The 13,101-nt window shown below is 74.4% G+C and carries 14 protein-coding genes; 5 read left to right on the top strand and 9 right to left on the bottom strand.

Annotated elements, in window-relative coordinates; genetic code table 11:
- The first annotated feature begins 144 nt into the window (after positions 1-144).
- Together QWJ13_RS34375 and QWJ13_RS19125 are read left to right on the top strand one after the other, a co-directional pair.
- Positions 145-1,224 carry an ABC transporter ATP-binding protein gene (locus tag QWJ13_RS34375; RefSeq protein ID WP_432277550.1) on the top strand — a complete coding sequence of 360 codons (1,080 nt, stop codon included), beginning with the start codon at positions 145-147 and terminating at the stop codon, positions 1,222-1,224.
- Positions 1,221-1,985 carry an ABC transporter permease gene (locus QWJ13_RS19125; RefSeq protein WP_316525871.1) on the top strand — a complete coding sequence of 255 codons (765 nt, stop codon included), beginning with the start codon at positions 1,221-1,223 and terminating at the stop codon, positions 1,983-1,985. The genes QWJ13_RS34375 and QWJ13_RS19125 overlap by 4 nt, the downstream gene beginning before the upstream one ends.
- Before the next feature lie 82 nt (positions 1,986-2,067).
- Here QWJ13_RS19125 and QWJ13_RS19120 read toward each other — a convergent pair whose 3' ends face one another.
- The 5 genes from QWJ13_RS19120 to QWJ13_RS19100 all read right to left on the bottom strand — a co-directional run bounded on the left by QWJ13_RS19120 (position 2,068) and on the right by QWJ13_RS19100 (position 5,562).
- Positions 2,068-3,354, bottom strand: a complete 1,287-nt coding sequence (locus tag QWJ13_RS19120; RefSeq protein WP_316525870.1) for an aminotransferase-like domain-containing protein — start codon at positions 3,352-3,354, stop codon at positions 2,068-2,070.
- Positions 3,351-4,286, bottom strand: a complete 936-nt coding sequence (locus tag QWJ13_RS19115; protein WP_316525869.1) for an alpha/beta hydrolase — start codon at positions 4,284-4,286, stop codon at positions 3,351-3,353. The genes QWJ13_RS19120 and QWJ13_RS19115 overlap by 4 nt, the downstream gene beginning before the upstream one ends.
- A gap of 106 nt (positions 4,287-4,392) precedes the next feature.
- The gene (locus QWJ13_RS19110; protein ID WP_316525867.1) at positions 4,393-4,746 is read right to left on the bottom strand and encodes a class I SAM-dependent methyltransferase; all 354 of its coding nucleotides are present in this window, start codon (positions 4,744-4,746) and stop codon (positions 4,393-4,395) included.
- Positions 4,716-5,168, bottom strand: a complete 453-nt coding sequence (locus QWJ13_RS19105; protein WP_316525865.1) for a hypothetical protein — start codon at positions 5,166-5,168, stop codon at positions 4,716-4,718. Before QWJ13_RS19105 ends, QWJ13_RS19110 begins: the two co-directional genes overlap by 31 nt.
- Positions 5,169-5,214: 46 nt before the next feature.
- Entirely contained in the window at positions 5,215-5,562 is a 348-nt protein-coding gene (locus QWJ13_RS19100; protein ID WP_316525863.1) for an alpha-hydroxy-acid oxidizing protein, read from the bottom strand.
- Positions 5,563-5,732: 170 nt separating this feature from the next.
- Between QWJ13_RS19100 and QWJ13_RS19095 the strand changes: the two genes are divergently transcribed.
- Positions 5,733-7,172, top strand: a complete 1,440-nt coding sequence (locus QWJ13_RS19095) for a class I adenylate-forming enzyme family protein (RefSeq protein WP_316525862.1) — start codon at positions 5,733-5,735, stop codon at positions 7,170-7,172.
- Between the two features lie 603 nt (positions 7,173-7,775).
- A complete protein-coding gene (locus QWJ13_RS19085) occupies positions 7,776-8,057 on the top strand; it encodes a DUF1304 family protein (RefSeq protein WP_316525861.1) in 282 nt (93 codons plus the stop codon).
- 22 nt (positions 8,058-8,079) lie between these two features.
- Here the strand turns inward: QWJ13_RS19085 and QWJ13_RS19080 are convergent, their stop codons facing one another.
- Positions 8,080-9,447 carry a streptophobe family protein gene (locus QWJ13_RS19080; protein ID WP_316525859.1) on the bottom strand — a complete coding sequence of 456 codons (1,368 nt, stop codon included), beginning with the start codon at positions 9,445-9,447 and terminating at the stop codon, positions 8,080-8,082.
- A 138-nt stretch (positions 9,448-9,585) separates the two neighbouring features.
- Complete coding sequence (locus QWJ13_RS19075; RefSeq protein WP_316525857.1) at positions 9,586-9,720, bottom strand: DUF4259 domain-containing protein; 135 nt, start codon at positions 9,718-9,720, stop codon at positions 9,586-9,588.
- A 118-nt stretch (positions 9,721-9,838) separates the two neighbouring features.
- On the opposite strand from QWJ13_RS19075, the gene QWJ13_RS19070 reads away from it, so the two are divergent.
- The gene (locus tag QWJ13_RS19070) at positions 9,839-10,648 is read left to right on the top strand and encodes a nucleotidyltransferase domain-containing protein (RefSeq protein ID WP_316525855.1); all 810 of its coding nucleotides are present in this window, start codon (positions 9,839-9,841) and stop codon (positions 10,646-10,648) included.
- Positions 10,649-10,798: 150 nt separating this feature from the next.
- Here QWJ13_RS19070 and QWJ13_RS19065 read toward each other — a convergent pair whose 3' ends face one another.
- Positions 10,799-12,421, bottom strand: a complete 1,623-nt coding sequence (locus tag QWJ13_RS19065) for an LCP family protein (RefSeq protein WP_316525854.1) — start codon at positions 12,419-12,421, stop codon at positions 10,799-10,801.
- On the bottom strand, positions 12,414-13,028 hold the full coding sequence (locus QWJ13_RS19060) for a DUF6542 domain-containing protein (RefSeq protein WP_316525852.1): 615 nt from the start codon (positions 13,026-13,028) through the stop codon (positions 12,414-12,416). Before QWJ13_RS19060 ends, QWJ13_RS19065 begins: the two co-directional genes overlap by 8 nt.
- Between the last annotated feature and the right edge of the window lie 73 nt (positions 13,029-13,101).

The following is a 13,101-nucleotide window of genomic DNA, read 5'->3' as shown; positions in this document are numbered from 1 at the left end:
GGGAGATCGCACGTCCATTGGTCTAGGCCATTGTTTCCGGGGGTGGGGTTCACCCCAGGGTGTCGCAGCAGCACCGCCCTCCGCAGGTGCCGAGCCCCGCCTCTCCAGGTGCCGTGGCAGCCCATCCCCGTACGGGAGTTCCGGTTGATCGAGACCACGGGACTGCGCAAGTCCTACCGCAAGAAGACCTCCCGCCGCGGCGGCGGGGAGCCCACCGTCGACGCCGTGCGCGGCATCGACCTGTCGGTCGCGGCCGGCGAGATCTACGGCTTCCTCGGCCCCAACGGCGCCGGGAAGACCACCACCCTGCGCATGCTGGCCACCCCGATCCGCCCGGACGGCGGGCAGGCCGTCATCGCCGGGGCCGACCTGTTCACCGACCCCGCCGGAGTCCGGCGACGGATCGGCTACGTCGCCCAGGGCGGCGGCACCACCGACACCGTCAGCGGCCGCGAGGAACTGGTCCTCCAGGCCCGGATGTACGGCGCCGTCAAGGCGCAGGCCGTCCGGGCCGCCGAGGACGCGCTCAAGGCCTTCGACCTGGGCGACTTCGGCGACCGGCCGTGCGCCACCTACTCCGGCGGCCAACGCCGCCGGGTGGACATCGCGCTCGGGGTGATCCACCAGCCCCGGGTGCTCTTCCTGGACGAGCCCACGGTCGGGCTGGACCCGGCCGGCCGGGCGCACGTCTGGGAGGAGATCCGCCGGCTGCTCACCGAGGGCATGACGGTGGTCGTCACCACCCACTACCTGGACGAGGCCGACGCGCTCTGCGACCGGGTCGCGATCGTCGACCACGGCCAGGTGGTCGCCGAAGGCACCCCCGAGGCGCTCAAGCGCGAGATCTCCGGCGACGTGGTGCTGATCGGCCTGGACGCCGTCGCCGGGGAAGCCGGGAGAACCGGGGAAGCCGGGAGGACCGGGGAAGCCGGGAGGACCGGGGAAGCCGGGAAGGTCGCCTTCGAGCGGGCGGCCAGGGTGCTGCGCCCGCAGCCGTACCTGCACCGGCTGGAGCCCAAACGGCGACGAGGGGCTGCGGCTGTACCTGGAGGACGGCGCCGCCGCCATCCCGCAGCTGCTGCGCGCCCTGGACGCGGCGGGCCTCACGCCCGGCACCGTGCAGCTCCAGCGGCCGAGCCTGGACGACGTGTTCCTGGCCCGCACCGGCCGCTCGCTGCACCAGTCCTGACCGCACTCAGCCCTGACCCCCTGGGGAGACCGTGAAGCTCGCCCGCGACACCTGGCTGATCTTCCAGCGCCAGCTGCTGCTCATGATCCGCACGCCGATCTGGATCGCCGTCGGCATCATCCAGCCCGTGTTCTACCTCCTGCTGTTCGCCCCGCTGCTGAAGAAGGTGCTCGCCCCGCAGGGCGCCAGCAGCTATGCCGACGCCTACCAGGTGTACGTGCCGGGCCTGTTGGCGGTGCTGTGCATCTTCGGCGGGCTGTTCACCGGCTTCAGCCTGCTCGGCAAGCTCAGGGCCGGCATCATCGAGCGCTCCCGGGTGACGCCGGTGAGCCGGCTGGCCCTGCTGCTCGGGCGGGCGCTGCGGGAGATGGTCGCGCTGCTGGTGCAGGCCGTCCTGATCACCCTGATCGCGCTGCCGTTCGGGCTGCGGGTGAGCCCGCTGAACCTGCTGCTCGCCTACCTCCTGCTGGGCCTGCTGGCGCTGATGACCTCGGCGATCTCCTTCGGCATCGCGCTGATGGTGCCGACCGACGCGGCGATGTCGCCGGTGGTCAACACCATCGCCCAGCCGATCGCGCTGCTGTCGGGGGTGCTGCTGCCGCTCACCCTGGCGCCGGGCTGGCTCCAGCAGGCGGCCAGGTGGAACCCCTTCTACTGGGCGGTGGAGGGCATGCGCGCGCTGTTCTCCGGGCACGCCGGGGACAGCGTGGTCTGGCAGGGGCTGCTGGTGGTCGTGGCGATGACCGTCCTGGCGGTGTACTGGTCGGCCCGGCTGTTCTCCACCCGGGTGCGCTGACCAAGGACCGACCGACGGCTGACCGACGACTGAGGGGCCCGGCTCACGAAACGAGGCGGGCCCCTTGGGCGCGTCCGTGGACTCAGGCCGCCAGGAAGGGCGCCAGCCTGGCCACCCCGTCGATGATCTGCTCCTGGGTCAGCGAGCTGACCGACAGCCGCAGCCGCTGTTCGCCGCCACCCGCCGGGTAGAACGTCGCCATCGGCGTCCAGAGCACCCCGTGGTCGCGGGCGCAGCGCTCCATGGCCTCCTCGTCGGCGGCGAACGGCACCGTCAGCACGGCGAAGAAGCCGCCCTCCGGCCGGTTCCAGGACACCCCCAGGCGGCGCCGTACGGAGGCCGGGAGGTGCCGGTCCAGCTCCCGCAGCAGGGTGTCCATCCCGGCCGCGTAGTGGGCCGTGGCGCGGGCGTTGGCGGCCCGCAGCCGGCAGTCGTAGGTCAGCAGCATGCCGCCGATGACGGCCTGGCTGAGCGCGGGCGTGTTGACGGTGGTCATGCTCTTCAGCTTGGCCAGCTCGTCCGCCAGCGGGCCGCGCCGCCCGCCGGGACCGGCCACCTCCTGGTCGGCGACCACGTAGCCGAGGCGGGCGCCGGGGAAGCAGGTCTTGGCGAAGGAACCCAGGTAGAGGACCTGGCGGCGGCGGTCCAGCGCCTTGAGGGTGGGCCGCCGGTCCGGGGTGCGGGAGAAGAAGCCGTACGGGTTGTCCTCGATGACCAGCAGGTCCTCCTCGGCGGCCACCTCCAGCAGCCCGGTGCGGGCCGCCAGCGGCATGCTGGTGCCGGAGGGGTTGGCGAAGTCCGGGACGACGTAGAGGGCGCGCGGGCGGCGCCCCTCGGCCCGCACCGCGCGTGCCGCGGCGCGGACCGTCTCCGGGTCGGGGCCGCCGTCCGGGCCCTCGGGGACGGGCCGGACGGTCAGGTCGAGCAGCCGGGCGGCGCCGGTGACGCCGACGTAGCAGGGCGAGCTGACCAGCAGGACGTCGTCCGGTCCCGCGCACAGCGCGCGCAGGGTCAGCAGCATGCCCTCCTGGGCGCCGACGGTGACCACCAGGGCCTCGGGGTCGACGGTCAGGCCCTCGTCGTTGGCCAGTGTGCGGGCGACCAGTTCGTTGATGATGCCCTTGGTCGGGCCGTACTGGAACAGCGTGGTGCGCACCGCGTCCCGGTCGAGGCCGCGGTCGGCCAGGTGGGCGAGGTAGGTGGCCAGGTGGGCCGGGACGTCCTCGGGCTCGAAGAAGCCCTCGTAGGGGCGGCCGGGGGCGAAGGAGACGGCGTCCGGGTAGCGGAAGGTGACCTCGTTGAGGAAGGTCATCGCGTCCAGCAGCGGATCGGCGAGGGAGGCGTGCAGGTCCTCCAGCGTCAGGTTCACCGCAGGGCCTCCCGGAGGCGCTCGGCCGCGAAGGCCTGGGCCTCGGCGGCGGCGTCCAGGGTGCCGGTCATGGCGAAGAAGCCGTGCGGCATGCCCTGGTAGCGGCGCTGCCGCACCGGGACCCCGGCGGAGCGCAGCGCCTCGGCGTACTGTTCGCCCTCGTCCCGCAGCGGGTCGTACTCGGCGGTGAGCACGGTCGCGGGCGGCAGGCCGGCCAGGGTGGCGGCGCGCAGCGGCGAGGCGTACGGGCTGGCGCCGTCGCCCTCGTCGGCCAGGTAGTGGCCCCAGTACCAGTCCACCGAACGGCGGTTGAACAGCGCCGGGTCGTCGTTCTCGCGCAGCGAGCGGGTGTCGGCGTGGTGGTCGGTGTTGGGGTAGACCAGCAGCTGGTGGCGCAGGGCCGGGCCGCCGTCGGCGCGCAGCAGGAGGGTGAGCGCGGCGGTGAGGTTGCCGCCGGCGCTGTCGCCGCCGACCGCGATCCGGTCCGGGTCGATGCCGAACTCCTCGGCGCGTTCGACGAGTTGCAGCAGTGCGGCGCGGCAGTCGTGCAGTGCCGCGGGGAAGGGGTGTTCGGGGGCGAGCCGGTAGCCGACCGAGGCGGTGACGCAGCCGGCGGCGTTGGTGAGCCGGCGGCAGATGGCGTCGCTGGTGTCGGGCGAGCCGAGCGTCCAGCCGCCGCCGAACAGATAGAGCAGGGCGGGCAGTCGGCGGCCGGTGGCCTCGGGGCGGTAGAGCCGCAGGGCGAGTTCGCCGCCGGGGCCGGGGATGCGGTGCTCCTCGACGGCGGCCACCGGCTCGGGGGCGCCCGCCGCGGCGCGGATGTCCGCGAGGTCGGCGGCGCGGGCCTCGGCGAGGGTCAGGGTGTAGAGCGGTGCGGTGCCGCTGCTCGCGCGCCGGGCGCGCAGGGCCTCGGCCTGGGGATGGAGGGGCATGGGCGGATCCGTTCGGTGCGCGGGGCCGGGCGGGGCACGGGCGACCGACGGCGACGCTGCGCGGTGCGTGCCCCAAGGAAGTTCGAGATGGCCGGTCGGGAGGGCCCTAACAGTCTGCCTCGACGTAGACGGTCTCGTCGGTGCGGAAGGCCGTGTCGAGGTCGGCGACGTCCGGACGGGCGCCCTGACGGTAGGAGCAGGGGCGGATCCGGTCGGGGTCGAAGCCGGCCCGGGTGAGGACGTGCCGCAGCTCGTCCAGGTCGTAGATCCACTGGTGGCCGTAGCACCGGAAGATCTGGTTGACCAGGAAGGCGGGGCGCGCGGGCATCGGCGGGCCGAAGCCGAGGGTGGTGAGCCGGCGCCGGTGCTTGGCGAGGAAGCCGTCGTCGGTGGCGTAGCCGGTCAGGTAGCGGGCGAGGTCGGGGGTGGTCAGCCGCAGCACGCCGCCGGGGCGCAGCACCCGCCGGGCCTCGCGCAGCCAGCCGATGGCGAGGGCGTGGTGACGTGCTCGATCAGGTGCTCGGCGTACACCCAGTCGACGCTGGCGTCGGCGAAGGGCAGCGGCTTCGAGATGTCGAGCTGGGTGAACCAGCGGTCGCCGTCGACCCGGTAGAGGGTGCCGGGTTCGGTGGCGGTGTCGGGGCCGCGCAGGGTGGCGAGGTCGGTGCCGAGGCCCTGCGGGTGGGTGGTCCTGAACGCGGCGAACTCGATTCCGGTGAGGCCGAGTTCACGGAAGCCCGCGTGGTCGCGCGGCGGTCCGCCGGGGTGTGCCTCCAGCTTGTCGCAGGTGGCGACCTGCTCGCTGAAGGCGTCCAGGCGGACGGCCAGGCCGTCCGGGTCGTCCCAGTCCCAGCCCGGGAATCGTTCGCTCTGCTCGGTCATGTGTCGGGCCTCCAGTCGGGATTACGTCGCTCGGGTGCCGAGGGGTTCAACCGCCGCACCCGGATCGGCCGCCGGCCGGGCAGGGCCAGGGCGCGAGTGCGGTGCGGTCCAGGTCCGCGAGCCGGGGTCGGCCCAACAGGGCCATGGTGTGCTCCAGTTCCTCGCGCAGCAGGTCGATCACCCGGTGCGGGCGGCCTCGCCGCCGGTGGCGAGACCCCAGAGCGCGGGGCGGCCGGCCAGGACGGCGCGGGCGCAGGGCATGGCGCCCGAAGATCTCCCGGTTGGCCGCCAGGGCGCGTTCCGCACCGCTGCCACCTTCGATGAAATCCCAGATTTCCGGTGGGAGTCGGGCGCGTGCGGCGCGCTCGGTCCCGGCCAGCGTGAGAACTCCCACGGGCATTCCTCGTTCCAGGACGGCCACGCTCGGGCCAGTCCCGGTTCGGCAGCGTAGGAGCAACAACCCCATTGGTATAGACCTTGATTGATTAAACGTCTGTGCCATGGTACGGCCACGGAATTGGCCGTTGGGGTTTTTAATGGCGCCCATGTCAAATCCCCTCACTTGTGTGGAGCCGCGTTGACCGGCTTTCCCCCTCCGTACTTCCGGCCGCCTTCCTGCCGCACTCCGACGCCCCGGACTCCTGGGTCGACCGGCTGCTGCTGGCCGGCCCCAGCGGCGAGGAGTGTCTGCGCCTCGGCGCACCGCTCGACCGGCACGCCCTGCGCGCCCTGGTCGACGAGCAGTCCATTCGGCTGGCGGCCGCCGGGCTCGGCCCCGGCGGGACGGTGGCCCTGCGGCTGCCGCCCTCGGTGGCGTTCGTCGCGGTGCTGCTGGCATGCTGGCGGATCGGCGCCCAAGTCGCCCTGCTCGACCACCGGTTGACCGGCCGCGAGATCGACGCGGCGGTGGTGCGGCCGGCTCCGCAGGTGCTGGTAGGCTCCGCTCACCGATCCGCGGCGGCCCTGCGCGGCTTCTCCGAAGTCGAGCCGGTGGCCGTGGCGTTGGCGGACGGGAGAGCGGCCCGGACCGGACACGCGCTGATCCAGCTCAGTTCCGGATCCACCGGCCCGGCCAAGGTCATCGCCCGCGCCGCGTCCGATCTGCTGCGTGAACTCGACTGCTACCGACGTCTGGTGGAGTTCCCCGGCGAGGGCGAGCGGGTCGTCCTGCTCTCCTCGGTGGTGCATGTGCTCGGCCTGGTCGGCGGACTGCTCAACAGTCTGTACGCCCGGGTCGCGCTCACCGTGCCGGAGCGGATGACGGCGGCGGGCATCCTCGCCGAGGTCGCCGCGAGCGACCGGCCGACCACCGTGCTCGGAGTGCCCTTCCACGCCGAACTGCTGGCGGGGGCGGTCACTCCTCCGCCGCTGCCCCGGCTGCGGCGGATGGTCGTGGCGGGCGAGCTCGTCCGTCCACGCCTGCCCGCGCTGTTCACCGGGCGCTACGGCGTCCCGCTGGGCACCATGTACGGCATGACCGAGACCGGGGTGATCGCCACCGACCTCTCCGGCACGCTCCACCCCGCCAAGCGGCCCGTGCACGGCATGGAACTTCGCCTGGTGAAGGGAGAGTTGCAGATCGGCGCGGCGTCCTCCCCGTACCCCGGGCTGGACGATCCGACCCGCTGGTCGGACGGCTGGCTGCACACCAGGGACGCCGCCGAACTGGGCGGCGACGGCCTGGTCACCGTGCTCGGACGGCTGGACTCCCAGGTCTCGATCGGCGGTCTGAAGGTCGACCTCACCGAGGTCGAGCAGACCCTCGCCGCGCTGCCCGGGGTCCGCGAGGTCGTGGTGGTCTTCGACGACGGCGCGATCGAGGCCTACCTGGCCACCGAAGCCGGAGCCGACCTCGACGCCGTCGAGAACGGGCTGGCCCGCCGGCTCGCCGCCTACAAGCGGCCGCGCCGGTTCGCCCGGCTGGACCGCCTCCCCCGCACCGCCACCGGAAAGCTGCTGCGCGACCCGGCCGCCCTGCGCGCGACCACCGCCACCGCCGGCTGACCGCGCCCCGACTCTCTTCGCACCACCACCCCGACAAGGAGCCCACCACCATGCAGGAGCGCATCCGCGCCTTCGTCCTGGCCTCACTCGCCGAGATGCAGGCCGACAGAGCCCCACCGCCCCCGACAGCCCCGCCTCCCCCGAATGGCGGCTCACCGAGGCCGAGCGCGCCCTGCTGCCCACCCCCGAGGAGGCATCGGCGCCGGACTGGCCGGGCCCACCCTGGGCCTGCTGGAGCGCTTCGGGCCGCGGCGGATCGTCGACACCCCGCTGTCCGAGCAGGCCTTCACCTCGATGGCGATCGGCGCCGCGCCGGCCGGCCGGCGCCCGGTGCTGGAGTTCCAGATCCCCGTCCCTGCTGTTCCTGGTCTTCGAGCAACTCGTCAACCAGGCCCACAAGTTCTCGCTGATGACCGGCGGACAGGCCACCGTGCCGCTGACCTGCCTGGTGCCCGGCTCGGGCTCCCGGGACGGCTGGGCGGGACAGCACTCCGACCATCCGTACAGCCTGTTCGCGCACGCCGGGGTGAAGACCGTGGTGCCCGCCACCCCGACCGACGCCTACGGGCTGCTGCGCTCGGCTTCCTGTACGGCCACCCGCGGGTGCGCCGCCTGCTCACCGGCAGCACCGCGGACGCCCCGCAGGTCCGGCTGTGGCGCGTCAACGTGGGTTTCTACAACCTTTTCCTGGCGCTCGGCCTGGTCGCCGGGCTGGTCCTGCTGCACAGCGGACACGCCGAGGCGGGCCGGTCGATCGTGCGCTACATCGCCGCGTTCATGGTCGCGGGCGGGATCACCCTGTTCGTCTCGGAGCCGAAGCTGTGGCGCGGCGCCCTCGGCCAGGCTGTCCCGGCGGCGGTCATCCTGTTGGCCGAGGCGTTCTGAACCCGGCCGCCCGGAGCCGGGGTCAGGGCCCGTCCTGCCGGACATTCGGGTGTTCCGCCCGGTCGGCCACCTCGCCCCGGTGGCGCACCCGGGTGGCGAGCAGGGCGCCGAGCGCGCCGGTGAGCAGGCCCCAGCCCGCCGCGAGCGGCACCGCCGTCCAGAGCACGGGGCGCAGGGTGAGGCCGCCGCCGCCCAGCCCGGCCAACGGGTTGTTGCCGCCGAGGACGGCGCCGAGCAGATCGCCCAGGCCGCCCCGGCCGAGGCCGACGCCGAGCACGGAGAGCCCGTAGTCGGCGTCCACCCTGGTCCACAGGCCGACCAGCAGCACGGTGACGGCGGTGGCGAGCGCGAACCGGACGGCGTGCTGCCAGAGCCGGACGGTGCGCGGCGCGCGGCGGGCCGCCAGGAAGGCCGCCGCGAGCAGGAGGACGGCGGCCGGGGGCAGCAGCCACCAGCTGCGCGCGTCCTGCTCCGCGAGGGTGCCGAGGCTGATCGTCGCCTGCCCGCCGTCGGAGGTGCGCAGCACGGCGCTGAGCGGCTCGGGGACGGGCAGGCCGAGCCCGCCGACCAGTCGGCCGTGCCACTCGGCGCCGAGCCCGAGGCCGAAGGCCAGCCAGACCAGGTCGGGCAGGGCGAGCAGCAGCAAGGCCAGGGTCTGCCGGGCGTTGCCGTGCACGATCGCGGTCAGCACCCCGGCCACCGCATCGATCGCCAGGTAGGCCAGCAGGACCAGCCAGAGCGCGAAGGCGGGCGGGCGGACGGCGAGTTGGTGGCGCACCAGGGCGCGCGGCAGCGGGGCGCGCCGGGACACCGCGAAGGTGACCGCGAACACCAGCAGCAGCCAGGCCAGCCCGATGCCGACGGTGGTCGGGCCGTCCGCGTGGAAGCCGACCTCCGGGGTGAGCCCGAGCGCGCCGCTGAGCGACTGCGCCAGGTCGTCGCCGAGCGCGACGACGAAGCTGTGCCGGGCACCGAGGGTGAGCAGCACCAGGGCGACCAGCCAGAGCAGCACCGTCCGGCCGATCCGCCCGAGCAGTTCGCCGCCGCCGGCCACGGCACGCAAGCGCAGCTGCCGCAGGAACACCTCGGCCATCGCGACCGCGCCGGCCACCGAGACGCTCAGCGGCATCGCGCTGATCCCGGCCCCCACCGCCGCGAAGTCGCCCGCGCCGCCGTCGAGTCGGACGGTGCCGCCGACGGCGAGCGCGAGCGTCGCGGCGAGCACGGCGGGGAAGCCGCCGTCCGGCAGGTCGTCGGCCCCGGCCAGCCAGAGGCCGAGTACGGCCACCACCGCCATCGCGACCAGCCCGGCCAGCACGACGGCGAGCGCGTCCAGCCAGCCGCGCACGGCGCCGGGCGGGCCCGCGGCCCGGGTGGTGGGCTGCTGCATGCCGCCTCCTCGTCGCTCGCGGGGTGTCCCGGGGAGAGCCCCGTCAGAGCCCTGGCGGGGTTTCCAGGGTGGCTGACGACCGGTCGGCACGCTCGGCGAGCGCCGAGCCACCCGCCGTTGCGACGAACGGGGGGCGGGTTACGCCCTGGGCCCGCCGCTGCCCGTACCGCTCCCCGCCACCGGCGCCTCCGCCGACGAGGCCGCGGCGTCCGGACCGCCGCAGAAGTCCGCCGCCGCGTCATTGTCGAAGTGCCCGGTGTCCCAAGTGCCCATGCCGCCCCTCACGCCGTTCCGGTCCGTGCACGACGGATGCTTGCACAGGGCACTGACAATAGGCCGGTCCGACGGAAATCCGCTGGTCAGCACGGTGAAGGTACGGCAGAGTACCGCCATGACCGCCACTCAGGGGCTTGATCGGGACGGGTACATCGCACGGGAGGGCTCGCTGGAGCGCGTGCCGCCGGCGTTCGCACCGGTCGTCGCGGCCGCCCGCGAGCGGATCGCCGCGGCCTTCGGGCCCGACCGGCTGCACGGCGCTTACCTCTACGGCAGTGTCCCGCGCGGCACCGCGATCCCCGGTGTCTCCGACCTCGATGTGCTGCTCGCCCTGCACCACGAGCCCACGGCCGCGGACCGGGCGGCGGCCGACGCCCTCGAAGCCGCGCTCGACGCCGAGTTCGCCGAGGTCAACGGCGTCGGTGTGCTGCTCTTCGGCACGGGCACGCTGCTCAGCGAACTGGAGCGCCATGACCTGGGCTGGTTCGTCGCCTGCCTCTGCACCCCGCTGTTCGGCGAGGACCTCGCCGACCGGCTCCCCCGTTACCGCCCCACCTCGCTGCTCGCCCGGGAGACCAATGGCGACGTCGCCCTGCTCCTTCCGAAGTGGCGCGAGCGCCTGGCCGCCGCGGGCACGGACGCCGAGCTGCGCACCCTGGCCCGGGGCGTCTCCCGCCGCCTCGTCCGCACCGCCTTCACCCTGGTGATGCCCCGCTGGGGCGGCTGGACCAGCGACCTGGCCGCCTCCGCCGAGGTCTTCGCCGGGTACTACCCCGAGCGCGCCGCCCAGGTGCGCCTGGCCGCCGGTCTCGCCCGCACCCCGGCCGCCGACCGGACCGCCCTTGCCCTGCTCGTCGACGACCTGGGCCCTTGGCTCGCCGCCGAGTACGCCGCCGTCCACGGGGTGAAGGCGCCCCGCCCGTGACGGCCCCGGAGCACCCCTTCGGCCCGGGCCACCGGTGCGTACCGCTGACACCGGCCACCGGCATGCTCGTCCTGGACGTCGTGGACGAGCGGATCGTGTACGTCGAGGTCCTCGACCGGGCACCCCTCCGCCGAGGCCCCCACCCGGACCTCAGTCCACGCACGGGATCCCGCCCGCCTTCACCGCCGGTCCCTGCATCGGCAGCCCCGCCGCCGGATCGGCCGACGGGTCCCCCGCCGCGGCGGCGGGCGGGGAGCCCGGTGCCGGGCTCGGGGTGCGCGAGACGGCGAGGGTGATCACGACGTGGCCCGCCGGGACCGCCGCCGAGTAGGCCGCGGCCACCCCGTAGCGGGCGGCGAGCTGCTGGGCGTCGGCCTTGGCCCCGGCCCCGTACGCCACCGTGGTCGCCCTGGTCCGCACCGGTGCGTCGCCGATCCGGCCCACCTGGTAGCCGAGTTCGCCCAGCGCCTTGGACTCGGTGGCCGCCGCGCCCGCCCCCGCGGCCGCGTTGACGTCGACCACCGCCTTGGCCGCCGCACTCGGACCGGCGGCAGGCCACGACGCCGGGGCCTGCTCGCCGGGCACGTCCCCGGGCGGGCCGGCCGGAGCCGCGGGCATCGGCTCGTGGTTGAAGAGCTGCCGGACGATCTTCTTGATCAGCTCCGGGTTGACGGTGTTGACCTCCTGCCCGCCGACCGTCTTGAAGCCGCTGATCGGCAGGGTGTTGAACTCCACGTTGCCGCCCGTCAGGTTGGGCGCCTGCTGGGCGAAGTCGAGGATGTTCCACTCGTTGTCGATGACGACGTCCTTCTTCACCACCGCGAACAGCTTCTGCATCTGCCCGAAGTCGTTCAGGATGCCCTGCTGCTTGAGCTTGTACTCGACGGAGGACAGGAACGCCTGCTGCCGGTGGGTCCGGTCGAGGTCGCCGTTGGTGAGGTGGTGGCGCTGGCGGACGAAGGAGAGCGCCTGGGCGGCGTCGAGCGAGCTGATCCCGGCCGGGAGCTTGAGGCCGGTGCCGCCGCCCTCGTGGCCGGCCGTCCGGGCGATGATCGGATCGTCCACCGGGTGGTTGAGGCAGACCTGGATCGGCTCGACCGACTTGGCGATGTCGTAGAAGCCGATCAGGTTCACCTCCGCGAAGTGGTCGATCGGCACGTCCAGGAAGCTCTGCACGGTCTGGATGGTGGCCGAGCGGCCGGCCTCGCGGCTCTGCCGCTCCAGCTCCGCCTTGGAGAGCCCCTTGCCGGCCAGCCTCTGCTCGGCGGCCTCCTTGGCGATGCCGTACGCCTCCTTGATCTTGTGCGGCTTGCCGTCCGCGCCGGTGGTCTGCACGTAGTCGTCGCGCGGGACGGACAGCGCCGTCACCCGGCCGCCGTTGGCCGGGATGTGCAGCACGATCAGGGCGTTGGTGTTGTAGCCGCCGATCCCGCTGGAGCCGGCGTGCAGCTCGTCCTCCACGAACTGCTTGGGCAGGTCGTTGCCGTCCATGTCCTTGCGGCTGTCCAGGCCGATCAGCAGCAGGTTGACGGACTTGTCGAGGTGGGGCGGGGCGTTCTTCTTGGCCTCGTTCAGCGCGTCGGACTTGATCATGCCGTCGTCCAGGCTGCGGTACTCGTACCAGGTGAAGCCGCTGGCACCGAGCACGGCGGCCGAGACGGTGCAGGCCAGGGTGCGCCCGGCGACGGTCAGCGGGGCGGCGGCGCGGTGCGGGGCGTGGCCCCTGCGGCCGCGGCCACGCCCGACGCCGGTCCGGATGCGGCGCTCAGCCACGGCGGCCCCTTCCGGCCGGGGCAGCCGCCCGGCCGACCCGTCGACGCTCCGCCACCGCCCGGCGCCGGGCCGCCGCCTCGCGGGCCACGACCACCGCGAGCGCCACCCCCACCGCCACCGCCATCACCGGGAACGCCCCGACCACCCAGCGCAGCGCACCGGTGCCGAGGTTCTTGCCCTGGTACTTCTCCGGGTGCGCCAGGTACTCCACGCCCGACGCGGTGAGCAGCACCACGACCGGAGCCGCCGTCAGCACCCACCACCGGCCCGCCCGGCCGCACAGGGCCACCGCGGCCGCCGTCCCGAGCACCGAGCCCACCGCGAACAGGAAGCCCACGCCCGGCCCGTCGAGCTCGTCCGCGACGGCCCCGAGCAGCGGCAGGCCGACCGCCGAGAGCGCCGCCGCCACCCCGCCGCGCCGTCGCGCCTGCTGCCGGCGCCGGGCCGCCCCCGGCCGCTGCGTCCGGGCCTGCCGGGGCGCCCCGGGTTCGGCGCCGGCCCCGGGGGTTCCCGCGCCGGCCGCCCGGGAGCGCTGGGCGGGCAGGGCGCGGTCCTCGGTGCGCGGTCCCGCGTCCTGGTACGGCGTTCTCGCCCGCTGCCCGGCCATGCGCACTTCCCTCGGTCGTGGCGGCCGCGGCGGTGCGCTGGGCGCACCGCCGCGCGTTCCGGGAGGTCGTCGG

The organism is Kitasatospora brasiliensis (assembly GCF_032654805.1).
Classification (GTDB): Bacteria; Actinomycetota; Actinomycetes; order Streptomycetales; family Streptomycetaceae; genus Kitasatospora; species Kitasatospora brasiliensis.
This window is presented reverse-complemented; position numbering and strand designations above follow the sequence as displayed.